Annotated in this window: 25 protein-coding genes; 13 read left to right on the top strand and 12 right to left on the bottom strand. The window is 54.9% G+C overall.

Features of this window, described 5'->3' with window-relative positions; all coding sequences use genetic code 11:
• Positions 1 to 68: 68 nt before the first annotated feature.
• Positions 69 to 503: a YHS domain-containing (seleno)protein gene (locus FJ695_RS04395; protein WP_141184302.1), complete on the bottom strand. Its 435-nt coding sequence runs from the start codon at positions 501 to 503 to the stop codon at positions 69 to 71.
• Between the two features lie 149 nt (positions 504 to 652).
• On the bottom strand, positions 653 to 1,648 hold the full coding sequence (locus FJ695_RS04390) for a LacI family DNA-binding transcriptional regulator (RefSeq protein ID WP_209010917.1): 996 nt from the start codon (positions 1,646 to 1,648) through the stop codon (positions 653 to 655).
• Between the two features lie 332 nt (positions 1,649 to 1,980).
• Here FJ695_RS04390 and dapF point away from each other — a divergent pair, with 332 nt between their 5' ends.
• From dapF to ftsY, 3 genes are read left to right on the top strand one after another with little or no spacing between them, the layout of a single operon-like run.
• Positions 1,981 to 2,892, top strand: coding sequence for a diaminopimelate epimerase (gene dapF, locus FJ695_RS04385; RefSeq protein ID WP_168206263.1), 912 nt, complete (start codon positions 1,981 to 1,983; stop codon positions 2,890 to 2,892).
• On the top strand, positions 2,889 to 4,157 hold the full coding sequence (gene mtaB / locus FJ695_RS04380; protein WP_141184301.1) for a tRNA (N(6)-L-threonylcarbamoyladenosine(37)-C(2))-methylthiotransferase MtaB: 1,269 nt from the start codon (positions 2,889 to 2,891) through the stop codon (positions 4,155 to 4,157). The genes dapF and mtaB overlap by 4 nt, the downstream gene beginning before the upstream one ends.
• Before the next feature lie 27 nt (positions 4,158 to 4,184).
• Positions 4,185 to 5,582 (top strand): signal recognition particle-docking protein FtsY, encoded by a 1,398-nt coding sequence (ftsY, locus tag FJ695_RS04375; protein WP_141184300.1) that lies wholly within the window; start codon positions 4,185 to 4,187, stop codon positions 5,580 to 5,582.
• Between the two features lie 194 nt (positions 5,583 to 5,776).
• Here the strand turns inward: ftsY and FJ695_RS04370 are convergent, their stop codons facing one another.
• The 4 genes from FJ695_RS04370 to gloB form a co-directional block, all read right to left on the bottom strand.
• Positions 5,777 to 6,220 (bottom strand): cupin domain-containing protein, encoded by a 444-nt coding sequence (locus FJ695_RS04370; protein WP_141184299.1) that lies wholly within the window; start codon positions 6,218 to 6,220, stop codon positions 5,777 to 5,779.
• Positions 6,221 to 6,250: 30 nt separating this feature from the next.
• Positions 6,251 to 6,874 carry a hypothetical protein gene (locus FJ695_RS04365; protein WP_141184298.1) on the bottom strand — a complete coding sequence of 208 codons (624 nt, stop codon included), beginning with the start codon at positions 6,872 to 6,874 and terminating at the stop codon, positions 6,251 to 6,253.
• Positions 6,875 to 7,091: 217 nt separating this feature from the next.
• The gene (locus FJ695_RS04360; RefSeq protein WP_141184297.1) at positions 7,092 to 7,298 is read right to left on the bottom strand and encodes a hypothetical protein; all 207 of its coding nucleotides are present in this window, start codon (positions 7,296 to 7,298) and stop codon (positions 7,092 to 7,094) included.
• Positions 7,299 to 7,437: 139 nt separating this feature from the next.
• Positions 7,438 to 8,220, bottom strand: coding sequence for a hydroxyacylglutathione hydrolase (gene gloB, locus FJ695_RS04355; protein WP_141184296.1), 783 nt, complete (start codon positions 8,218 to 8,220; stop codon positions 7,438 to 7,440).
• 158 nt (positions 8,221 to 8,378) lie between these two features.
• On the opposite strand from gloB, the gene FJ695_RS04350 reads away from it, so the two are divergent.
• The 4 genes from FJ695_RS04350 (at position 8,379) to FJ695_RS04335 (ending at position 12,186) form a co-directional block, all read left to right on the top strand.
• Positions 8,379 to 9,149, top strand: a complete 771-nt coding sequence (locus FJ695_RS04350) for a class I SAM-dependent methyltransferase (protein WP_141184295.1) — start codon at positions 8,379 to 8,381, stop codon at positions 9,147 to 9,149.
• 84 nt (positions 9,150 to 9,233) lie between these two features.
• Positions 9,234 to 10,106, top strand: a complete 873-nt coding sequence (locus tag FJ695_RS04345) for a chorismate mutase (protein ID WP_141184294.1) — start codon at positions 9,234 to 9,236, stop codon at positions 10,104 to 10,106.
• Positions 10,103 to 11,245 (top strand): histidinol-phosphate transaminase, encoded by a 1,143-nt coding sequence (gene hisC / locus FJ695_RS04340; RefSeq protein ID WP_141184293.1) that lies wholly within the window; start codon positions 10,103 to 10,105, stop codon positions 11,243 to 11,245. Before FJ695_RS04345 ends, hisC begins: the two co-directional genes overlap by 4 nt.
• Positions 11,246 to 11,262: 17 nt before the next feature.
• Complete coding sequence (locus tag FJ695_RS04335; protein WP_141184292.1) at positions 11,263 to 12,186, top strand: prephenate/arogenate dehydrogenase family protein; 924 nt, start codon at positions 11,263 to 11,265, stop codon at positions 12,184 to 12,186.
• A gap of 96 nt (positions 12,187 to 12,282) precedes the next feature.
• On the opposite strand, the gene FJ695_RS04330 is transcribed toward FJ695_RS04335, so the two are convergent.
• The gene (locus FJ695_RS04330; RefSeq protein WP_247653790.1) at positions 12,283 to 13,188 is read right to left on the bottom strand and encodes a polyprenyl synthetase family protein; all 906 of its coding nucleotides are present in this window, start codon (positions 13,186 to 13,188) and stop codon (positions 12,283 to 12,285) included.
• A 145-nt stretch (positions 13,189 to 13,333) separates the two neighbouring features.
• On the opposite strand from FJ695_RS04330, the gene FJ695_RS04325 reads away from it, so the two are divergent.
• From FJ695_RS04325 to FJ695_RS04310, 4 genes are all read left to right on the top strand, one after another.
• On the top strand, positions 13,334 to 14,554 hold the full coding sequence (locus FJ695_RS04325) for a cyclopropane-fatty-acyl-phospholipid synthase family protein (RefSeq protein ID WP_141184290.1): 1,221 nt from the start codon (positions 13,334 to 13,336) through the stop codon (positions 14,552 to 14,554).
• Positions 14,541 to 15,263 (top strand): monofunctional biosynthetic peptidoglycan transglycosylase, encoded by a 723-nt coding sequence (mtgA, locus tag FJ695_RS04320; RefSeq protein ID WP_141184289.1) that lies wholly within the window; start codon positions 14,541 to 14,543, stop codon positions 15,261 to 15,263. The genes FJ695_RS04325 and mtgA overlap by 14 nt, the downstream gene beginning before the upstream one ends.
• Before the next feature lie 181 nt (positions 15,264 to 15,444).
• Positions 15,445 to 15,630, top strand: a complete 186-nt coding sequence (gene rpmF, locus FJ695_RS04315) for a 50S ribosomal protein L32 (RefSeq protein ID WP_008193743.1) — start codon at positions 15,445 to 15,447, stop codon at positions 15,628 to 15,630.
• A gap of 292 nt (positions 15,631 to 15,922) precedes the next feature.
• Entirely contained in the window at positions 15,923 to 16,348 is a 426-nt protein-coding gene (locus tag FJ695_RS04310; protein ID WP_141184288.1) for a hypothetical protein, read from the top strand.
• A 7-nt stretch (positions 16,349 to 16,355) separates the two neighbouring features.
• Here FJ695_RS04310 and FJ695_RS28230 read toward each other — a convergent pair whose 3' ends face one another.
• The 3 genes from FJ695_RS28230 to FJ695_RS04295 all read right to left on the bottom strand — a co-directional run bounded on the left by FJ695_RS28230 (position 16,356) and on the right by FJ695_RS04295 (position 18,207).
• The gene (locus FJ695_RS28230) at positions 16,356 to 16,574 is read right to left on the bottom strand and encodes a GDCCVxC domain-containing (seleno)protein (RefSeq protein WP_141184287.1); all 219 of its coding nucleotides are present in this window, start codon (positions 16,572 to 16,574) and stop codon (positions 16,356 to 16,358) included.
• A gap of 82 nt (positions 16,575 to 16,656) precedes the next feature.
• Complete coding sequence (locus FJ695_RS04300) at positions 16,657 to 17,298, bottom strand: septation protein A (RefSeq protein ID WP_141184286.1); 642 nt, start codon at positions 17,296 to 17,298, stop codon at positions 16,657 to 16,659.
• Between the two features lie 84 nt (positions 17,299 to 17,382).
• Complete coding sequence (locus FJ695_RS04295; protein WP_168206262.1) at positions 17,383 to 18,207, bottom strand: methyltransferase domain-containing protein; 825 nt, start codon at positions 18,205 to 18,207, stop codon at positions 17,383 to 17,385.
• Between the two features lie 109 nt (positions 18,208 to 18,316).
• Between FJ695_RS04295 and FJ695_RS04290 the strand changes: the two genes are divergently transcribed.
• Complete coding sequence (locus tag FJ695_RS04290) at positions 18,317 to 19,030, top strand: DUF3299 domain-containing protein (RefSeq protein WP_141184284.1); 714 nt, start codon at positions 18,317 to 18,319, stop codon at positions 19,028 to 19,030.
• Positions 19,031 to 19,293: 263 nt separating this feature from the next.
• On the top strand, positions 19,294 to 19,884 hold the full coding sequence (locus FJ695_RS04285) for a glutathione peroxidase (protein ID WP_141184283.1): 591 nt from the start codon (positions 19,294 to 19,296) through the stop codon (positions 19,882 to 19,884).
• Between the two features lie 9 nt (positions 19,885 to 19,893).
• Here the strand turns inward: FJ695_RS04285 and FJ695_RS04280 are convergent, their stop codons facing one another.
• Both FJ695_RS04280 and FJ695_RS04275 read right to left on the bottom strand, forming a co-directional pair.
• Positions 19,894 to 20,262, bottom strand: coding sequence for a thiol-disulfide oxidoreductase DCC family protein (locus tag FJ695_RS04280; RefSeq protein ID WP_141184282.1), 369 nt, complete (start codon positions 20,260 to 20,262; stop codon positions 19,894 to 19,896).
• An 86-nt stretch (positions 20,263 to 20,348) separates the two neighbouring features.
• On the bottom strand, positions 20,349 to 21,074 hold the full coding sequence (locus FJ695_RS04275; protein ID WP_209010915.1) for a FadR/GntR family transcriptional regulator: 726 nt from the start codon (positions 21,072 to 21,074) through the stop codon (positions 20,349 to 20,351).
• Between the last annotated feature and the right edge of the window lie 59 nt (positions 21,075 to 21,133).

Below are 21,133 nucleotides of genomic sequence, written 5' to 3'. Positions count from 1 at the left end.
ATGCCCACAGGCCCAAAGTCTCTTGACCGAGTTTTTTTATATGGCAACGACCTAGTTCGGCGTGAAACCTAATTCAGACTTGGCCAGTTTTCTTCGGCTTTTGCAATGTACCCGGGAATGTCCCGGCTCCAGGTACGCTGAACGGAGCGGGAGTAATTGACGTAAAGCTTGCCCTTTACGACCTTGTAAGCCAGCGGATCGACGCCAACCTTGTAGCCGCGCGAGACGCCGTAGGCGCAGTAGCCGTCATATTGGGGCGCATATTTCTTAGGGTCAGCAGTAAATGCATCCCGGTTCTGAGTTGAAGAAAACCGGTAGGTCAAACCGCGATGGTTGGCCGTGAAGTCAGAAGTACCTTTAACGGGAGCCCGGCCGGAAAAATAGGACACCGGATCATATCCGGTGAGCGCCAACGGATCTTTGGCAAAAGAGGGGCCAGCGGAAATCACCAGTGTGGCTGCACTTCCTGCAACTAGCCCCAAAATCTGCCGGCGATTAGTCATGGCCTGTCTTCCAAAATAGATGCTGCTCAACAGATGACGTGCAGACTGCTGACATGCAATCCAAATTCTTGTGAGAAACCATGACAAACCCAAAAGATGCCTAAAACAAAGACGACATTCCTCGAAACAATGCGACGCAAAACAAGCAGTTATTCCCAACGGCTGGCCTGCGCCGACGATTCCCGGACAATCAAAGATCCGCGAATGGCATAGTCTGTTTTTTGTTGCGTTTTCGCTAGAACCTGGTCGACGGCCCGGGAGGCGATCGCTTCGATGGGCTGGCGCAATGTAGTCAATCGCGGAACCACCAGTGAAGCCAGAGTAATGTCATCAAACCCAACAACCGATACGTCCTGAGGCACATGAATACCGAGGTCGCGTGCACATCGCAGCACGCCAATTGCTTGCTGGTCGCTTGCAGTGGCTATGGCTGTGGTCCGGTCACCTTTTCGTACGTTAAGAAAGATACCACGGGCGATCGTTTCTCCAGCGGCAAAGGCAAAATCCCCTGAATGAAGTGTTAGATCGATCGGGTCTTCAGGACTGGAGAGATCATTGATCTGTTCAACGAACCCGTCCCGGCGTTCGCGGGCAACTTCCATGGTCTCAGGCCCCGCGATGTAGGCGATGGTCCGGTGTCCAAGTTCATAGAGATGCTCAGCGGCTTTTCGGCCCCCATCCCGCTGGTCAGTAGCGACGAGAGGATAACTGCCGTACCGGCGATCCAAAGAGATGACCGGAATGCTGGCTTCATAGGGCCGGCTGGCGTCGGACACTGCAACGACTATGACTCCGGTGACTGGCCAATCATGCATGGCGCGGACTTGTTTACGTTCAATATCCGGATCATCGTGCGAATTGGCGAGCATGACCATCCCACCGCGTGACGCGGCTTCCATCTCGATATTCTTCGCCAGATGCGCAAAAAACGGATTGGTAATGTCGGGAACTATCAGGCCGATAACATTGCCGCGTGATTGCCGCTTGGGGCGCTCCTCAGGGTCCGGCCTCACTGACTGACCGGCATTGGAGTAGTTATCCTCCATAGAGGAACTGCCGTTTGCCGATCCGCTGCTCTTCAGGTCACCAAAGCGGCCCATCAAATAGCTTATTGCGTTTCCTGCTGTGTCTATCAATTTCGGCATGGCCACCAGCTTTTAAAAATGCCCATCCCGGTTTTATACACTCTTTGACGGTCTTTCGGACACATGTCGCTTTTTGGGATGCATTCAAGACCGGACCAGAAGCATTTCAATTCGGCCGTTAACAGAATGACCCGCCATTTTGACCAACACAAGATGGACAGAAGCAGATGCTGCGCCCAACTAGGATATCTATGCTCCAGTTGCAGGTCTGCACCGCTAACCCTTTCGGGTAAGAGATCTGGTAATTTCTTTAGAATTCCGCCATATAAGGCGGAATGAGCGGGTTTAATCACGCCATGTTCCCGACACCCTCAAGATGAAGTGCACCCGGTATGGCGTCTGAAACCAGACCCTTTTTGAAAATGAATGGCCTTGGCAATGATTTCGTGGTCTGGGATGCCCGCGAAAAACCGCTGCGCTTGACCAAGGGTCAGATTGCCAAATTGGGCGACCGGGAAAACGGCATCGGCTTCGATCAGATGATCACGGTGGAACGTTCGACATGCGGTGTCGATGCCTTCATGCGCATTCACAATCAGGATGGCAGCCAGGTCGATGCCTGCGGCAACGCCACGCGGTGTATCGGCCGTTTGCTGATGGAAGAGAGCGGCAAGGACTTTGTCACCATAGAGACCAATGCTGGACTGCTGCATGCGTTTGATGCGGATGCTCCGCAGAGCGTCACGGTTGACATGGGTAAGCCGCGCCTGGAGTGGGATCAGATCCCATTGGCCGAAGAATTTGCCGACACCCGCGCGATCGAACTGCAGATCGGACCGATTGATGATCCGGTACTGCATACGCCAGCCGCCGTGAATATGGGCAATCCCCACGCCATCTTCTGGGTCGACGATGTTGAAGGTTATGGCCTTGAGAAGGTCGGCCCGCTTCTGGAAAACCATCCAGTGTTTCCGGAAGCTGCGAACATATCGCTGGCCCACATCTACGATGACAATCAGATCCGGGTAAAAGTCTGGGAACGCGGCGTCGGCCTGACCCTAGCCTGCGGCACGGCTGCTTGTGCCGTGGGTGTTGCGGCAGCTCGTGACGGCAAAGCCGGGCGCAAAACCACGATCCATTTGCCCGGCGGTCCGATCGGGATTGAATGGCGCGAAAGTGACGATCACGTCCTGATGACTGGCCTAACGGAAGTTGAATTCGAAGGCGAAGTTGATCTGGAAACACTCGCTTGGCGCAAAACGGCCGAGGGGGATGCGGTTCAAGAGGCGGAAGCGGCCTCATGAGCATTGATGTCGTAACTTTTGGCTGCCGGCTCAATTCTTATGAGTCGGAGGTGATGAAGCGTGAAGCGGAGGCCGCCGGTCTCAAAGACGCCATCCTCATCAATACCTGCGCCGTTACCAATGAAGCTGTCCGCCAGGCGCGCCAGGCGGTGCGCAAGGCCAAGCGCGACAATCCGGACGCCAAAGTGATCGTTACCGGGTGTGCCGCACAGACCGAAACAGACACGTTTTCAAATATGGACGAAGTCGATCTGGTTCTAGGCAACACCGAGAAACTGGAGCGCAAGTCCTACGCCGATGTTGCTGCCTTTGGCATCTCAGAAACCGAAAAGGTGCGCGTCAACGACATCATGAGCGTTGAGGAAACCGCCGGTCACTTGATTGATGGTTTGACCGGCCGTGCCCGCGCGTTTGTCCAGGTGCAAAACGGCTGTGATCACCGCTGCACTTTCTGCATCATTCCTTATGGCCGCGGCAATTCCCGCTCTGTGCCGATGGGCGTTGTGATCGACCAGATCAAACGGTTGGTTGGCAACGGATACAACGAGATCGTGCTGACCGGCGTTGATATCACGTCCTATGGCGCTGACTTGCCGGGTGAACCGAAACTCGGCACCCTGACCGCGAAGATCCTGAAAATGGTGCCGGATCTGAAACGCCTGCGCCTGTCGTCCATCGATTCCATTGAGGCAGATGACGATCTGATGCACGTGATCGCCGATGATCACCGTTTGATGCCGCATTTCCATCTGTCGCTGCAGGCGGGTGACGACATGATCCTGAAGCGGATGAAACGGCGGCACTTGCGCGCCGATACGATCCGCTTTTGCGAAGACGTCCGCAAACTGCGTCCGGATGTGGTTTTTGGCGCCGATATTATCGCCGGGTTCCCGACCGAGACTGAAGAGATGTTTTTAAATTCGCTCAAGATCGTCGATGAATGCGGCCTGACCCATTTGCACGTTTTCCCATTTTCGCCGCGCCCGGGTACGCCAGCCGCGCGCATGCCGCAGCTGGATCGATCCATCATCAAAGACCGCGGTGCCCGGCTCCGCGCCAAAGGCGGGGAAGCTTTGGCGAAACACTTGGCTGCAGAAGTTGGCCGCTTGCGTCCGGTTCTGATCGAAAAAGAAGGTCTGGGCCGCACCGAACAGTTTACGCAAGTCGAATTGCCTGGCGGCACTGCCGGTGAGATTGTGCAAACAAGGATTATCGGCCATACCGGGCGCCATCTGTTGGGCGAAGCCCTTTCAAAGGCAGCATAATCAGCGGCCGAGTTTTAAGGCGGATTTATGAGCGAGAAAAAGCGCGGTTTTTTTGGGCGGCTCTTTGGCGGCAAGGATACGCCGGAAGAACCGGAGACTGCAGCCGTTGAAACGCAGGCCGACGGCCAGGCTGTTCCCGAAACCACCGATGACACGACCGCATCTGTCGAGATGGAAGTGGCGCCTGTTGCTGCGATGAGCAGTGAGGATACTGTCCTAACCGCACATACAGGCCCAGAGCTTGCACCGGATATTCCGGCACCGGTTCCGCCGATCGCACCTGAAGTTGAGATCTCTGCTGACCTTGGTCCGGAGACGGACGAAGGCTCTCAAGTTGCAGAGGAAGAACTCGAGACCGATCCTGCTGCCGCTGAAGCCCCTTCAGGTGGCGAGACAGATCCAACTGAGGAACAGCAGGCGACAGCTGAAGAACCTGAACTTCAAAACGAACCGGTAACAGAATCAGTTTCAGAAGAAGTTCCGGCTGCCCCTTTAGAAGAAGAACCGAAACTCTCCTGGTTCCAACGGCTGAAAAAGGGCCTTTCGCGCTCTTCATCGTCGCTGACCGAAGGCATTTCGTCGATCTTCACCAAGCGCAAGCTTGATGCCGCAATGCTGGAGGAGCTGGAGGATATTTTAATCCAGGCCGACCTCGGTGTTGATACGGCAATGGCGATCACCGACCGTCTATCGGATGGGCGCTATGACAAAGAAATTTCTCCTGAAGATGTCCGCGAAATTCTTTCCGAAGAAGTCGAAAAGGTTCTGGCCCCGGTCGCTGAACCACTCGATCTGAATTCGGGTAAAAAACCGCATGTGGTTCTGATGGTCGGCGTCAACGGTACGGGCAAGACAACCACAATCGGCAAATTGTCCAAGAAATTGCATGAAGAGGGCAAGACGGTGATGCTCGCGGCGGGCGACACCTTCCGGGCCGCAGCTGTTGAACAGCTCAAAATCTGGGGTGAGCGCACAAGAGCGGAAGTTATTGCGCGCGATACTGGCGCAGATGCGGCCGGGCTTGCCTTTGATGCCATGAAGGAAGCGACCGAAAGGCAAGTCGACGTGCTTCTGATCGACACCGCCGGCCGGCTGCAGAACCGGGCCGAGCTGATGGATGAACTGGAAAAGGTCATCCGCGTGATCAAAAAACATGACCCTGACGCTCCGCACACCTGTCTCTTGACGTTGGATGCCACAACTGGTCAGAACGCGCTCAATCAGGTCGAAATCTTCGGCAAGGTCGCTGGAGTCACGGGCCTCGTCATGACCAAGCTCGATGGCACAGCACGCGGCGGCATTCTTGTGGCCATCGCCGCCAAACACGGCCTTCCGGTCCATTTCATCGGTGTGGGCGAAGGCGTTGAGGATCTCGAACCTTTTTCGGCCAAGGATTTTGCATCGGCGATTGCCGGGCTGGCGTAAGGCGGAGCTTTTTTCCGTATCGGTCATCCCCGCCTTGTGCGGGGATCCAATCCACCTATCAACAGCCTCCTATGCTGGAGATAGTCCGTGAAAGCCGAAATCTGTTCAGGATAATTTCCTGATGCTCTGGAAATAACTGGATCCCCGCACAAGGCGGGGATGACACCAGGCGAAGAATGACGCCTGGAAAATAATCACAGCCCCGGTTCCCACCCCTCCGGGGCCATCACAAACCCTTCGAACTGAAAGCCTGGCGCAACAGTGCAGCCGACGAGGGTCCAGGCGCCGAGGGATCGGGCTTGTTGCCAGCCGTCACGCGGCACGATGCCTTGCGGGCGTTCGCCGGCCAGAATATCTGTGCCAAGGGTGAAGATCTCTTTTGTTTGGCCGTCTGTGCTGATGGAAAGTTCCAGCGGGCTGCCAGCATAAAAATGCCAAGTCTCGACCGCATCCACCTTATGCCAGCGCGACAAAACCCCTTCCGGCAACAGAAAATAGATCAGGGTTGAGGCCGCCCTGCCATTGGCGTCCGTCACATCATCGCGGAATGTTTCCGCGTAAAACCCGCCCTCAGGATGCGGCTGCAATTTCAGGAGGTCTTTGATTTGGTCAGCTTCAGGACTTAGTTGAATGCGCATTCCACATCTCTGATTTGAAATTACCATTGATCATCTGACACCCAAGAAGGCGCGAATGATTTGCACCGAATATAAGTTTGGATCAAATTTTAGAATGATCATCGGATAGAAAATCAAGACTGGTAGCCCGACCATGAACAGAAGCGACAAATAGATCAGGCTCCGGTCGTTTACCTTTGGAACTGGTTGATAGGACGGTCCGTTTCCAAAAAGTCGTTGGTTATTTGAAAATGGTTTGGCAGAATTCTTTTTTATGTTTTCGTTCAAAAGGCTGAGCAATCGGTAGGCCCGTTTTTTGTTCCTTTGGCGGAAAAAATCACTGAGATCCAGATAAATATCAGCTCGCGAAATTGAATGAGAACTCGCAAGGTCGATGTCCGCTCGATTGTTTTTAAAATTGGTTAGAAGAAAATAGTGTTTCCGGGGATCGTTGTGTTTCGACCGATGCGAGAGAAGTTTGAACTCTTTAAGGTCTTCCCATGCCCAAAAATACTTCCTTTGTGCAGTCATGAAGCGAAGACCGTCGTCCAACACAAGAAGCGAAGGGTACTTCAAGAATTTCTTACTTTGAGTGATAATGACATAAAGCAAGTAAGTGAGCACAGGAAGCGCAATTGGCGTATATAAAAACATATACTTTGTAGAATTATCCATTTCCTCGATATTCGAATAGAGAAAATAATGTATAAGAACAGGTGGCGGATACAGAAATATTAGAAAAATAAAAGTAACGCCGAAATAATTTGGGTAGAGTTTTAGAAGCGTCTTTTGATACGGGCGCATTTTATTCGTTTTCGTCGAGATAGCCGAATTGCCAGCAATAGGTGTTCCCTATTGCTGTTGCAATTACCAAATCGCGATTAACGAGAGTTCAATTCTTCGTACAAAAAGCCAGGTCGTCGACTGTTTCGCGCAAGGCGGCAACGACTTCGGCGTAAAGCACTTGCATGTCGAGTTTGTGGCCACCGCCCTGAGTGAGCGGAATCGGTTCGGCCTGGCTGGCAATTCTTTGCACCACATCCTGGGCGCGCTGCTCCGGAGTCCGTCCGGAATGGTCTAAAGACCGGTCAATCGTCATGGTTTCTGCCCCTACAGGTTCACAACAAATGTGATATGGGGGCATGTCTTTGTGGTTTTTAGCGGTCCGCTCAAAGAATCTTGATGGAACCGCTAAAAAATGTGTTTGCAAAACACGTCATTGCACCAATGCACGCGTATTAGGCATTGTCCTTTCTGGTGCGTATTTCAGCAAAAACCGCTTCGGCCGGTTGCCCTGCCATGCCCAGCGCAGCGGCAACAGAGGCTTCACCAGCGCGCAGGAACGGATTGGTAGCCTTCTCTTCAGCCATTGTCGTCGGCAGGGTCGGCTTCCCGCTGGCCCGGAGGCCGGACACAGTTTTCACACGGGCTTGAAGTGCGGCATTCTCAGGTTCGATTGTCAGAGCGAATTTGGCATTGGCCTCGGTATATTCATGACCGCAGTAGATCGTGGTGTCGTCCGGGAGGTGATGCAAAAGCTTTACGAGTGAAGCCCACATCATCTCCTTGTCGCCTTCAAACACCCGGCCGCAGCCAAGCGCGAACAAAGTATCACCGGTATGCGCCACCTTGATCGAGGGAATGTACCAGGAGATCTGATCGAGCGTATGCCCCGGTGTGGCAAGCGCCTTGACTTCATAAGGCCCGCACAGAACGTCGTCTCCGTCCTCGACTGTCTTGTCCAATTCGGGGATCTTTTGCCGTGACCTCTCGGGCCCGATGACGGTCGCTCCTGTTTGGGTTTTGAGCTTGCCCAATCCTTGCACATGATCCCAATGGTGATGGGTGATCAGGATATGGGTCAGATTCCAACCGGTTTCCGCCAATGCGGCCTCATAGGCAGCGGCATCGGGGACATCGACTGCGATCGTTGTACCGCTGCCGGTATCGTGAATCATAACACCGAAGTTGTCATCCAAACACGTGAACTGATGGATTTCTGTGGTGCCGCTGAGGGACATGGAAGGCTCCTTGGCCGAATATTTAGTTTCGCTGCACAGTGGCAAAGACCGAACCGCGGAGCAAGAGTGGAAGGCGGACGGCAACCCTAATCAGAAGTCTTGCGCTATGGCGCGGATCACTGTTCAATCGCGGCGCGTTTATCCTTCGGGCGGACTATATGTATCTCGACGTTGTTCATCTGCGTGCCTTTTATGATTTACCACTGGGCCAGTTGCTGCGGGGGTTGATCGGCGCGCCAGTGGAGCGCATGTGGCCGGATATAAAGGGACAAAGCCTTTTAGGGATAGGCTATGCAGGGCCGTTCATGCGGCCATATCTTGGTTCCGCCGACCGGCTGGTCGCAGCAATGCCTGCACCGCAAGGCGCCATTCACTGGCCGCGGGAAAAAGACAACGCCTGTGCCCTAATCGAAGACGGCGCACTGCCGTTTCACGATGCAACCTTTGATCGGATCATGCTGGTGCACGCGCTGGATCATTGTTCCGATCCATCTGCCATGCTGAGAGAAGCCTGGCGGGTTCTGGCCCCAGGCGGGCGTTTGATCGCGGTTGTGCCCAACCGGCGCGGCCTTTGGGCGCGTTCGGAACTCTCACCCTTCGGCTACGGCCGGCCATATTCTGGCCGCCAACTCAAAGAGCTTTTGAAAAACTGCCAATTCAATGTCACGGACGATTCTGAAGCCTTGTTCATGCCCCCATCGCGCTCGATTGGCATCCAAAGGGCGGCACGGACCTGGGAAGCACTGGGTCACCGGTTCTGGCCAGCATTTGCCGGTATCTTGATTATGGAAGCGGAAAAAGTCGTTTTCCGTAGCTTGCCCGCAGATGGAAAAAAAAGTCGGCTTGGAGTTTTGCGTCCGGTGTTCATTCCAGATGGTGCGGCAACCGGGTTGAAGCCGGTGCGACGGACACAATCAGATATCAGATAAAAGACACTTCCGTTTTCTTTTGCCTTTGGTCGGCCGGATGCCTATGACTATCGGCCGCAGTTGGTCGATCCTGAGGAAGTTTTCATGCCCCCGAGCCCGGACAGCGGCGCATCAAGGGAAACTGCCCGTGCCCGCATAGACGATATTGACGCCCGGATTCACGAAGCAGTGCTGGAGCGCAATCAAGCAGCTGAGCAATTACGCGCGTTGCAGTCCGAAGCCGGTCTGGTTGAGAAGGCCTTTGATCCGGATCGGGATGCCGAAGTGATGCGGCATCTGGCCGAGCGTCATCATGGCGATCTGCCATTGACCACCATGGAAGCGGTCTGGCGGTCGATCCTGTCCGCCGGGTCCAGACTGTCAAAGGAAAATACCGTTCATCTGGATGGCACCGCAGACCTTGTCGGCATGCTGGACCTTGCTCGTTATTATTTCGGTTTTGCCGTTGAGTTGGTCCCAGGAAGTGATGCGGCGGATGTTGCGGGAGCCGTTACCGATTCTGCGTCCGACATCGGCCTGGTGGCTTTAAGTGACCGGGCAGAATTGCCCTGGTGGCGCGGGCTTAATGACAGCGGCGCACAAATCCGCGCACGTCTGCCGTTCGTGTTGATGGACGAACGGCCTGCCGATTTACCAGCTCTGGTGCTGGCAAAGTCCGACAGTATGATCGACAAGCCGGACATTGCGGTTTATGACGCGCGGTGGTCCGACCGTCTGCCAGGAAGATTGATGGACCAAGGGATCGAGGTTTTGAGTTTCTACCGGTCAGCCAACGGGGTTGATGCGCTGTTGGCCGTAACTGGAGACTTGCCCGAAGACGCTGTCCTGGCGGCCTGCCTTGAAGCGGGTGCCGCGCCGGATGTCTTGAGATGTGTTGGTGGCTATGCCGCACCGATTGATAGCGGCAGTGATCCGGAAGATGTGTTTGACCCCGCAGAAAACGGGGACTTGGGATGAATGACATGACGATTGCAGTGAATGAAGCAAATCCGGCAGGTGCCGAAAACCGCCCGCAGCCGAAACAGGGCGTCTTGGACATTGCGCCTTATGTTCCGGGCAAGTCAAAAGGGTCGAACGGTAAAACGCTTCATAAACTCTCGTCCAACGAAACGCCGCTTGGCACCAGCAAGACCGTTTCTGCCGCGCTCAGCACCGTGACCGGGGCATTGGAACTTTATCCGGACGGCAATGCGTCTGAATTGCGTGACGCCATCGGCGAAGTCTACGGCCTCAACCCGGACCGGATCATCTGCGGCGCCGGATCAGATGAAATCCTCAGCATGCTGGCCAATACCTATCTTGGCCCAGGCGATGAGGCGATCTACTGCGAACATGGGTTTCTGGTCTATGAGATTGCGATCCGCGGCGCCGGTGCGACACCTGTTGTTGCACCCGAAAAGGACCTGACCACCGATGTCGATGCGATCCTGGAACGGGTGACTCCAAAAACCAAAATGGTTTTCCTGGCCAATCCGAACAACCCGACGGGCACGTATCTGCCATTCGCGGAGGTCAAACGTCTGCACGAAGGCCTGCCGTCAAATGTGCTCCTGGTTCTCGATGCAGCTTACGGCGAATATGTCCGCCGCAACGACTATGAAAGCGGCATTGAACTTGCGGCAACCACTGAAAACGTGGTCATGACCCGCACGTTCTCAAAGATTTATGGCCTTGCCAATCTGCGCATTGGCTGGGGCTTTGGCCCGGCCCATATCATTGACGCCATGAACCGGATTCGCGGTCCGTTCAATATGTCCGGTGTAGCGATTGCCGCCGGAGCGGCCGCGGTCCGCGACCGGACATTTGTCGCCGACTCTGTCGAACACAATGAGAAATGGCTGCCTTGGGTCACAGAAGAACTGGAAAAACTCGGCCTCACAGTCACGCCGAGCGTCGGCAACTTCGTTCTGGTCCACTTCTCCGATGAAGACGGAAAGCGGGCAACCGATGCCGATGCCTACCTTTTGGAGCGCGGCTGCGTGTTGCGGATGGTGGGGAATTATGGATTGCCGAATGCAATCCGTATGACCATCGGCAGCGAAGAAGCAAACCGGACTGTGGTCGCCCACCTCAAAGACTTCCTGGCGCAAGCCTGACGGTAAAAACTGACCTTATGACAGACGCCCCCATTTTTGAGCGTATGGCCCTGATCGGCATTGGCCTGATCGGGTCATCTCTTGCCCAAGTTGCGCGCCAGCGTGGCCTTGTGAAAGAAATTGCGATCTCGACCCGGTCGGAAGAAACGCTTCGGCGTGCGGAAGAACTTGGCCTTGGCGATAGCTATTCACTCGATGCGGCGGTTGCGGTCGAAGGCGCTGATCTTGTCATCTTATGTGTGCCGGTCGGTGCCAATGAGGCTGTCGCCAAATGGATTGCTCCGGCTTTGAAAAAAGGTGCGATCCTGACAGATGCCGGCTCCACAAAAGGATCTGTGGTAGAGCAGATTGGCCCGCATGTGCCAGAGGGCGTGCACTTCATTCCGGGCCATCCGATCGCGGGTACTGAACAGTCCGGCCCAGATGCCGGCTTTCCGACGCTGTTCGACCAGCGCTGGTGTATTCTAACGCCTCCGGAAGGCACCGACCCAGCAGCTCTAGAAAAACTGAAAATGTTTTGGCAGGGCTGCGGATCGGATGTTGATCAGATGGACCCCAAACACCACGACCTGGTGCTGGCCATCGTTTCTCATCTGCCGCATGTGATTGCCTACAACATCGTCGGCACCGCCGATGATCTGGAAGCAGTCACCAAATCCGAAGTGATCAAATATTCTGCCTCCGGTTTCCGCGATTTCACCCGGCTGGCCGCATCCGACCCGACCATGTGGCGGGACGTGTGCCTCAACAATAAAGAGGCGATCCTGGAGATGCTGTCGAGGTTCTCAGAAGACCTGTCGGCCCTTCAGCGCGCGATCCGCTGGGGCGATGGTGACAAGCTGTTTGAGATGTTTGAACGAACCCGCAGCATCCGCCGCTCGATCATTGAAGCCGGTCAGGAAACCGACGCGCCAGACTTTGGCCGACACGCGGGCGATTAGGCACGCTTTAACGCGGGGCTACTGCGCTTTTCCCGTCGTCGTGAGACGTGGATCTCGGTTTGCGCATCATTTGACCGGGAAGGCTAGCACCTCGACTTAACTGTCCCGGTTGACCACATAATCTGCCAACGAATGCAATACAGCCGCCCTATCGCCATAAGCTTCCAGCAGTGAATGCGCTTCATTGAGCAAGGCCTGCAATTCCGCACGCGTCTTCTCAATGCCCATCAGACCAACGAGCGTTGCTTTGCCGGCTTCCGCGTCCTTACCGGTCGCCTTGCCCATGACTTCCGGACTGGCTTCCACATCCAGAAGATCATCTGCCAACTGGAATGCAAGGCCGATGATTTCACCGAACCGGGTCAACCGTGCGACATCGTCCTCCGGTGCATTCCCCAAAATGGCGCCGGCACGGCAGGCATAGCGGAGCAGTGCTCCGGTCTTCATCGATTGCAGATGCCGGATTTCAGTTTCAGAGCGCTCCCGGTGCTCCGATTCCAGATCCAGCATCTGGCCACCGGCCATGCCGCCGATCCCGGCTGCGCGCGACAATTCCCGGGCCAGCCGTAGGCGGACAGCGGGATCACTATGGATGTCATCTTCTGTGATGACGTCGAACGCGAGCGTCAGCAACGCATCGCCGGCCAGAATGGCCGCCGCTTCGTCAAAAGCCTTATGCACGGTCGGCTGGCCACGGCGCAGATCGTCATCGTCCATCGCTGGAAGATCGTCATGAACCAGCGAATAGCAGTGAATGAGTTCCAGTGCGGAAGCCGCCTGAACCACACCATCGTCCGACCGACCAAAGAGTTTTGCGGTTTCCATAACCAATATCGGCCGGAGCCGCTTGCCGCCGTTGAGCGCACCGTGGCGCATGGCGGCAATCAAGCGCTGCGGTCTGGAAATCTCTCCGTCGCTGACCGCCTCTTGCAGCAGAGTGTCCAGGGCCGTTTCCACACGTCCGGCTTGATTTGCCAGATGGGTTTTAAGGTCAAATGTCACACGAGGCTCCAAGGCCGAGTTCACAGTCTTCACACTTGGGGTTTCCCTGAAGCCAATTCGCTGTATCGTCAAGGCTTGTCTTTGGAATTTGTCCGCTTTTGCTTTTCTTTGGCCGCCAGGCCTCATTCTCCTGGAGATTTGACGTATGAAATTGTTGTCCAGCTTACTCCGTACCTTCATCAAGAATGGCCGGATGCGGGTCTATGATGTGAACGGTGGGCTTCACGAATTCGGATCCGGTGAAAACGGACCAACAGTGACGATCAGGTTGCACGACAAGAAGCTTTATAGATCTTTGTTTCTCAACCCGGAGCTCGCGGCAGGCGAAGCCTATATGGAGGGGACCCTCACCATGGAAGAGGGCGCCACCTGCTATGATTTCTTGTTTTTGTTTTCCATCAATCGTGCCCCGCTTGGCGCCCACCCGGTTCAAGGACTGCTGCGCAAGGGTTGGAAGGCCTTCAGGCGGCGGCAACAAGCCAACAGCGTCGACCGGGCCAAAAAGCAGGCGCGGCATCACTATGATCTATCGACTAACCTTTACCGATTGTTCCTGGATGACGGGCTGAACTACAGCTGTGCCTACTACAAAACACCTGAGGACAGCCTGGAAGAGGCACAAGACGCCAAACTGACCCACTTGGTTGCCAAATTGGATCTCAAACCCAGCATGGAGGTTTTGGAAATTGGCGGAGGCTGGGGATCGCTCGCCATCCGTATGGCCCAAGCAGGTGCCAAAGTAACGTCCCTCAATGTCTCGCCGGAGCAAGTGAAAATCGCGGAAGAACGAGTGCGTGCAGCAGGGGTCGAAGACAAGGTGACCTTCGTCCTGAAAGACTACCGCGAGTTCAAAGGCCAATTCGACAGGGTGATATCTGTCGGCATGATGGAGCATGTTGGCATCGGCCATCAGGACGAATACTTCATGAAAGTCCGGGAATGCCTGAGAGACACCGGATTTGCGGTGATCCATTCTATCGGCCGCATGACCCCTCCAGGAACAACCGGCCCCTTCTTTCGCAAATACATTTTCCCCGGCGGCTATGTACCGGCGCTGTCGGAAGTCTTTGCATCCACCGAACGGCTTGGGTTATGGGTCTGCGACGCAGAAATCTTGCGTTTGCACTACTATTATACCTGCCGGGATTGGCGCATCCGGTTTTTAGAGAAGTGGCAGGAAGCTGCGGATCTTTATGACGAACGCTTTTGCCGGATGTGGGAGTTTTATCTCTGCGCAGCCGAGTTGGGCTTCCTGCATGGATCAAACATGGTTATGCAGCTTCTTCTGTCCAAGGAACGCGATGCCGTACCGGTCATCCGGGACTTCATCGTCGACAATGAACGGGAATTGAATGGCACGGGCTGAGGCCAAGACACGCAAGGGAACGTCCGGATGGTTTTCCTGGAAAACCGTCCGCAGACGTATAATTCAGCTCGGTGTGATCTTCATCCTTTTGCCGCCGGTTCTCACCGTGATGTATTCCGTGGTCCCTCCGGTCAGCACATTGATGCTCGCTCGGTATGTGCAATTGCTTTGGGTGGACCGGCAATGGGTTTCACTTGAAGACATCTCCCCCAATCTGATCAAAGCGGTGATCGCATCTGAGGACGGCGGATTTTGTTTCAACCATGGTGTGGATTGGGGCGCGCTGAAGAACCAGGTGGAAGCCTTGAGGGACGGCGAGCGACCGCGCGGGGCCAGCACGATCACCATGCAAACAGCCAAAAACCTCTTTTTATGGAGCGGCCGGTCCTACATCCGCAAAGGCATGGAAATACCGCTCGCCTTGATGCTGGATGCGGTTCTGACCAAAAAACGCATTTTGGAAATTTATTTGAACATCGCCGAATGGGGCGAGGGCATCTTTGGCGCGGAAGCCGCCGCCCATGCCTGGTTCGGCAAACCGGCAAAGGGGCTAAGCCAGACACAAGCCGCCCGCCTTGCCACGGCCTTGCCCAATCCGCGCGGCCGCAATCCGGCAAACCCGTCTGCCGGACACCGGCGGTTATCGTCAAAAAACATCGCCAGAGTCCGCAGCGCCGGACCCATTTTTGAGTGCGTTCTGGGGAAATAACGCCAGGTGGCTGGCACTCTGCAAAAGACTGACGTATCAAAGCCAAAGAAAATTTCATCAATGGGGTGGCAAAACGTTGGCGTTGCCTGTATAACGCCGCGCATTCGAACACCTGCGTGCAGCCACGCCCCGGGCTTACCCGGTCCGGGCCGCATGGTTATGGACCACGGAGAAAAACAAAATGGCCGTTCCAAAGAGAAAAACCTCGCGCATGAAGCGCGGTTTTCGCCGTTCTTCGGACGCCCTGAAGCAGCCGACATATGTCGAAGACAAGGATTCGGGCGAACTTCGCCGTCCGCATCACGTTGATCTGAAGACTGGCATGTACCGGGGCCGTCAGATCCTGTCCGCTAAGGACGACGCCTAAGATTTTTGTGCTTTCAGGCTTCGCCTAGAAAGCATGACTTGATCTGGCAGGATCGCCGTATGGCAAAACAAGATTGAGGCTGGCCTTGTTCCGACAGGCCGGCCTTTTTCTTTTTTGGTCTGCTGCGCAATAACACTATAGTTCTGATGTGGTGGCGCAAAGTCGGTAGTGCCGGCCGAATGCGGCCGCGAGGGGTCACGTCCTCCCGCCACACAACAATTTTTACTGCCCGGCTTGGTCCGCCTTTAAAGCAACGGTCCATGTTTGGTATCAAAACCGATGGAAACCGAATATGCGCCTACTTTCCGCTTTGCCATTCACCCTTTTTGCCTTGCTCATTTACAACGGCTTTGCCTTTACCTCCGGCGCTGCTGATCCAGGTTTCTGGTCAAATCCGGTGTTTTCGATCGGAATGGCGTCGGGTACCACGTTCCAATTGCTCGCCAGCGATCTCCTGATCACGGCCGGGCTATTCTTCCTGTTCATCGAAATCCTGAAAGCCACGCGGATTGGCAAGGCCGCCGTCGTCGATCACATGCTGTCGGTGCTGGTGTTCGTCGCCTTCCTGGTGGAATTCCTGATCGTTCCACAAGCGGCCACATCCGTCTTTTTCATTTTGATGGTGATCGCGCTGATCGACGTGATCGCCGGCTTTTCCATCTCCATCACCGGCGCCCGCCGCGACGTTGCTTTTGGTCATCACGGGGAGATGCACTGAAGACCGACTAAGGATTCAAACAGCAGGCATTCCCTGCCTGAATGGGTGGGCAGGGTGTCGTTCCATAGGAACAAAAGACACAACAGTCGCCAGATTTTGATTTCAGAAGAACGCCGCAAGCAGTGCATTCATAATACCACTGGCACGCATTCTTAGGCATTGTTTCCAATCGCGAGTCCCCGCATTTGGGGCACGTGATTGTCGATTGGCAATCTGGCTTGTCCATGGAGCAGTATCACTCTGATCCAGTCCTTGAATTAATTTTCCAAGGCCGATGGGAAGATCAGATCCTACCACGTGAAGCAAACTCAAGCGCCCTCTTCATCCTCAACAATCGCGTGTTTTTGAATAAGTGGTAGCTGTGTGAGCGTAAAAATCAGGGTGATTGGCATGACGCCAAACACCTTGAAGCTGACCCAGAAATCCGTCGAAAAACTGCGCCAGACGATCTCGTTGATGGCCGCCAGCACAAAGAAGAACAGACCCCAGCGGAAGGTAAGCTTGCGCCAGCCTTCATCGGTCAGCTTGAAAGCACTGTCGAAGACATAACCCAGCAGGGATTTGCCGAACAAAAGGCCGCCCAGAAGAATAGCGCCGAACAGGCAGTTGACGATGGTCGGCTTCAGCTTGATGAAGAGCTCATCGTGCAGCCACAGGGTTAGGGCGCCAAAGACCAGGACCACCACGCCGGAGACCAGCGGCATGATCGGCAAACGTTTGGTGAGGTACAGCGAAGCGACCAGCGAAACGGTTATCGCCACCATGAAGGCCGCGGTCGCCAGAAATATCGGCTCACCGATCATTTGCAGAACCGGAAAATTTTCGGCGATCTGCTCGCCCCGGGAATTGAACAGGAAAAAGACGGCCAGTGGCCCAAGCTCCAGCGCCAGTTTTAGCAGCGGTGACAGCTCCTTGCGGGTCGGGTCGTTCGGGGCGCGTTCAAATTCCATCTAAGCTCTCCGGCATGTCGATGTCCGGACATAGGGACATGGGGGCGGCCGGGTCAAGCCTCAAGAGGTCAAGAACGCCGGAAATCAGGGTTTGCGCCCAGCGACAAGATGAATGTTCAGAAGCGCAAAACACCGGCCAGAAGCATCGCGCTCCTTAAGATCCTGCCAAAAGGCAGTTCTTTCTTTTGAGGTGATTGTGCCCGCCTCTTGGCACCGGGCGGTAATGTCCTCAAGAACACAGATCCGGCTGGCATCAGGCAGTGTTTTCAGCAAAAGCGGATGAACACTGTGATGAGTTAGAGCGGTCCGCGAACCAATCAAATCGATCAAATCCCGGCCGATCCGTGGATTGATCAAGGCCTGCGCATAAGCACTGACAACCTTATCGGCGATCTCCGGGTAGCTGGACCCTATGACAAAACTGCCCCAATCCGGTTCAGCAGCGCAGAGTATCCCGCCCGGTCTTACGATCCGCAGCATTTCCGATATTGCTGTTTCCGGGCTGGATACATGCTGAAGAGAGCGATCGACGCGGACGGCATCGAACACACCCGGCTTGCTGTCGATGGTCTGGATATCACTTTGTTTAAAGAGGATCGATGGATCGGCCCTGCCATTCACCGCATTTATCCGGGACTCTGCCGCGGCAAGAAATTTCTCGCTGAGGTCAAACCCTGTCACGGTCCCCTCAGAGACACGGTCTTTAAGGTACGGCAGATCAAATCCCAGACCGCAGGCAACATCGGCAACCTTGGCATCTGGTTTCAGGTCAAGGGCGTCATAGGAATTTCTCTTGTACGCCTGAAAATCCGGATGCGCGGCCATGATACCAAGGAGGTTTCGCATCTCGTCCAACTCGGCATCGGAGGAGGCATCCGCGTTTTGGTAAGCGTGTGCGAAGTATTTCATGAGCCCTCTGAGAATTGAAGTGTTTGTATAGGTTTCGCAATCCTTAATTGCAGTTGCACCACTCATTATGTGATTGGCGAGTCCATAGTGACCCGGATAGAATACAGGAATGATGAGATATGGACTGATCCTTTTGATGTCGGTGCTTACCGCTTTTCCAGCAGTGGCGGTGACACCAATTGATTGGATTGACCTGAAAGACCCGGCAGCCGCCCGCTTCGAAGACCCTTTCGAAGCGCTTTTCCTCACGGACCTTCGATCGATCGCCGCGGTCTACCGTCTACGAAAACTGCTTGAACGCGGCGATCTCACTGATGATGACCGGTCCAAGGCAGAAACCCGCTTGAGGCAAGAAGAACAGAAACTGACGGATGCGGGGATCGAAACGGATCTTCTGTTGGCGCAGCGGGAGGCTGTCGCCAAAAAGAAGGCCGAAGCATTATTGAAGGGCAATCCGGATCTCGTCGGCAAAGATATCGCAATCACCGGCTATGTTATCCCGGTCATAGGTGCAGATGGATCGGCCCAGTACGGCTATTTGGTCTCAGGATATGGCATGTGCAGTCATGTTCCGGCGCCGCCCCCCAATCAGACGATCTATTATAAGCTTCAAGACGACTGGTCCGAAGCCGAACTCTATAAACCTGTCCTTTTAAGCGGCCGGCTCGATATGAACCTATCCCGTCAGACGATCACCTTGCTGGATGGCCAAGTGACAATCACAGCGGCCTTCGACATGGACGTCTCCGAGATCCGGCCGATCAATGACACTGGCTCCACTGCCGATCAGCGCAGTTTTCGCACGTTCAGACGCCCAAACTAGGCTATCTGACATTCATAAATAGCGCCCCAAAAGACGCCTGAGTCTTAGGCTGTAAGTCGCGACGACTTGCTATCACCAATTTAAGTTACTGGAACAAAATCATTTCTGGGCAATCGATCATTGCTCAGTCCGCAAAGCCATTTGTTTTGTGGCACCATTAGCAGCAGACTGTTCCGGAAAACTCATTGCCCAGCACAGGCAGGTGAACTGAGATCGGTGATCAGCCGTACGACAATCGAGAAATCATGTTGAGGAGATTGCCGATGCCCCGGTTCGCCCCCGCCGCCGCAGTTCTTACCGGCTTTCTTGCCCTAACAGGCAATACCATTGCCGCCGATACGGCATCTCAGAGCGGCAGTGCCCATGAGTATAGTTTTGAGCTCGCAAACGGTTTATCCCTGCCAATGAAGGAGTTTGAAGGCAAGCTTGTGCTGGTCGTCAATACAGCGACGGCTTGCGGCTTCAGCGGCCAGCTCTCTGGACTGCAGGAACTTCACGAAAGATATTCCGACCGCGGACTGGTGGTGCTGGGCGTCCCGTCCAATGATTTCGGTGGCCAGGAACCGCGGAAAGACGGCGACATCGCCGCCTATTGCGAAGCCAAATACGGTGCAACCTTCCAGATGACCGCAAAGACATCTGTACGCGGCAAGGCTGCCCATCCGTTTTATCAATGGGCCGTCCGCGAACTTGGGTTTCTTGCCCGCCCAAATTGGAATTTTCATAAATATCTAATCGGACCCGACGGCGCTTTGGTCTCCTGGTTCGCAACTCCGGCCAAGCCGACGTCCAAGGCGGTGATCACCGAGATCGAAAAACATTTGGACCAGCTGACTGCTGATCAGAGTACGTAGCCCGCAGGCTCACGCCTGGTCCAAGCTCGCCTGGCAATGCGGATAACGGTTGAAGCGAATTTCTGCGAAGGCGCGGTAAAGAACACCGGTTAGATGGTAGACGCCGGGAAGAGCGACGAGCCGGCTAAGCAATGACCAGCCCGGAAATTGCCGCCAGAGGACAATGAACGCATCAACCTGGCTCTGCATCACACCATCCGCGTCACGCACATGCATGAACATCAGCGCATCCGCCTGACTAAGGCCCGTGTCAGCCAGTTGGTCCGGCTCGTTGGCAATGTCATGCCACACGATTGATTGTTTTGGCGTGCGCCGTTTGAAGAAACTGATTTCTCTCGAACACTGGCCGCACTTGCCATCGTAGTAGACCGTTATCACCCTATTGCTCCCAAATAGGTGCTGATCCGTCTACGGAATGGGCCGCTGAATGGATCACTAGCGGTGGGGCTTCAAACTAGGAAGGATCAATCTTTCGGTTTACGCCGCAGAGCCGCTAGCTGACGGGTATAAGCGGCGATCTCATCAAGGATCGTCTGGGCGGCCGCCGCATCTCGCTCTTTCAACGCCGCCTGCATTTGGCCATGCAGGCCGGCAATGTGTTTTTTATCCCGTAAGCGGTAGACGAGCATGTTCATCAAGGGCTGCATGGCCTCAATGGCTCCGGCCACCTGAAACATCAGCAGCGGATTTCCAGTCGCCTTAGCAATCGTTGAATGAAAGCGGACGTCGGAATCGCAGAAATCTTCATCCGAAAGATCGCCGCCTTGGAGAGCAATCTCGTCTGACATTGCGTTGAGTTCTTCATTGCCGCGGTTTTCGCAGGCAAGCGGCAGACAAGATGCTTCCAGCAGGTAACGCGCTTCGATGGCATCTTCGAAGGGGATGTCGTTCATACCGATCAACAGCCGGGTTGTGCTGACCAGATCGTCACGCGCTTCATCAAAGGTGATCCGGTTGACGAACGCCCCGCCTGATGCTCCGCGTTCGGAGCGGATCAGGTTTTGAGCTGCGAGCCGCTTCATGGCTTCTCGTACTGTTGCCCGCGAGACACCAAATCTATCGGCCAATTCCGTTTCGCTGGGCAATCGCTCTTCGACACTGAGGGCGCCATCCATAATGGCTTTGCGGATCGCATTGGCAATCTGGGTCGACAGCCCCTCCTTGCGGATCGCCTGGTATTCGATTGCCAATGGTGTCTCCTTTTGTGCCCCGCGAGCCATTTGCGGACATTTCTACAAGACTAGGCCGC

Source organism: Labrenzia sp. PHM005 (assembly GCF_006517275.1).
Classification (GTDB): Bacteria; Pseudomonadota; Alphaproteobacteria; order Rhizobiales; family Stappiaceae; genus Roseibium.
The sequence above is the reverse complement of the archived record's forward strand: the minus strand, read 5'-3'. Positions and strand labels throughout refer to the sequence as shown.

Coding starts and splice junctions, on each gene's coding strand:
- FJ695_RS04395 (WP_141184302.1), bottom strand. CDS start 503: ATGACTAATCGCCGGCAGATTTTGGGGCTAGTTGCAGGAAGTGCAGCC.
- FJ695_RS04390 (WP_209010917.1), bottom strand. CDS start 1,648: ATGCCGAAATTGATAGACACAGCAGGAAACGCAATAAGCTATTTGATG.
- dapF (WP_168206263.1), top strand. CDS start 1,981: ATGGCGTCTGAAACCAGACCCTTTTTGAAAATGAATGGCCTTGGCAAT.
- mtaB (WP_141184301.1), top strand. CDS start 2,889: ATGAGCATTGATGTCGTAACTTTTGGCTGCCGGCTCAATTCTTATGAG.
- ftsY (WP_141184300.1), top strand. CDS start 4,185: ATGAGCGAGAAAAAGCGCGGTTTTTTTGGGCGGCTCTTTGGCGGCAAG.
- FJ695_RS04370 (WP_141184299.1), bottom strand. CDS start 6,220: ATGCGCATTCAACTAAGTCCTGAAGCTGACCAAATCAAAGACCTCCTG.
- FJ695_RS04365 (WP_141184298.1), bottom strand. CDS start 6,874: ATGGATAATTCTACAAAGTATATGTTTTTATATACGCCAATTGCGCTT.
- FJ695_RS04360 (WP_141184297.1), bottom strand. CDS start 7,298: ATGACGATTGACCGGTCTTTAGACCATTCCGGACGGACTCCGGAGCAG.
- gloB (WP_141184296.1), bottom strand. CDS start 8,220: ATGTCCCTCAGCGGCACCACAGAAATCCATCAGTTCACGTGTTTGGAT.
- FJ695_RS04350 (WP_141184295.1), top strand. CDS start 8,379: ATGTATCTCGACGTTGTTCATCTGCGTGCCTTTTATGATTTACCACTG.
- FJ695_RS04345 (WP_141184294.1), top strand. CDS start 9,234: ATGCCCCCGAGCCCGGACAGCGGCGCATCAAGGGAAACTGCCCGTGCC.
- hisC (WP_141184293.1), top strand. CDS start 10,103: ATGAATGACATGACGATTGCAGTGAATGAAGCAAATCCGGCAGGTGCC.
- FJ695_RS04335 (WP_141184292.1), top strand. CDS start 11,263: ATGACAGACGCCCCCATTTTTGAGCGTATGGCCCTGATCGGCATTGGC.
- FJ695_RS04325 (WP_141184290.1), top strand. CDS start 13,334: ATGAAATTGTTGTCCAGCTTACTCCGTACCTTCATCAAGAATGGCCGG.
- mtgA (WP_141184289.1), top strand. CDS start 14,541: ATGGCACGGGCTGAGGCCAAGACACGCAAGGGAACGTCCGGATGGTTT.
- rpmF (WP_008193743.1), top strand. CDS start 15,445: ATGGCCGTTCCAAAGAGAAAAACCTCGCGCATGAAGCGCGGTTTTCGC.
- FJ695_RS04310 (WP_141184288.1), top strand. CDS start 15,923: ATGCGCCTACTTTCCGCTTTGCCATTCACCCTTTTTGCCTTGCTCATT.
- FJ695_RS28230 (WP_141184287.1), bottom strand. CDS start 16,574: ATGGACAAGCCAGATTGCCAATCGACAATCACGTGCCCCAAATGCGGG.
- FJ695_RS04300 (WP_141184286.1), bottom strand. CDS start 17,298: ATGGAATTTGAACGCGCCCCGAACGACCCGACCCGCAAGGAGCTGTCA.
- FJ695_RS04295 (WP_168206262.1), bottom strand. CDS start 18,207: ATGAAATACTTCGCACACGCTTACCAAAACGCGGATGCCTCCTCCGAT.
- FJ695_RS04290 (WP_141184284.1), top strand. CDS start 18,317: ATGATGAGATATGGACTGATCCTTTTGATGTCGGTGCTTACCGCTTTT.
- FJ695_RS04285 (WP_141184283.1), top strand. CDS start 19,294: ATGCCCCGGTTCGCCCCCGCCGCCGCAGTTCTTACCGGCTTTCTTGCC.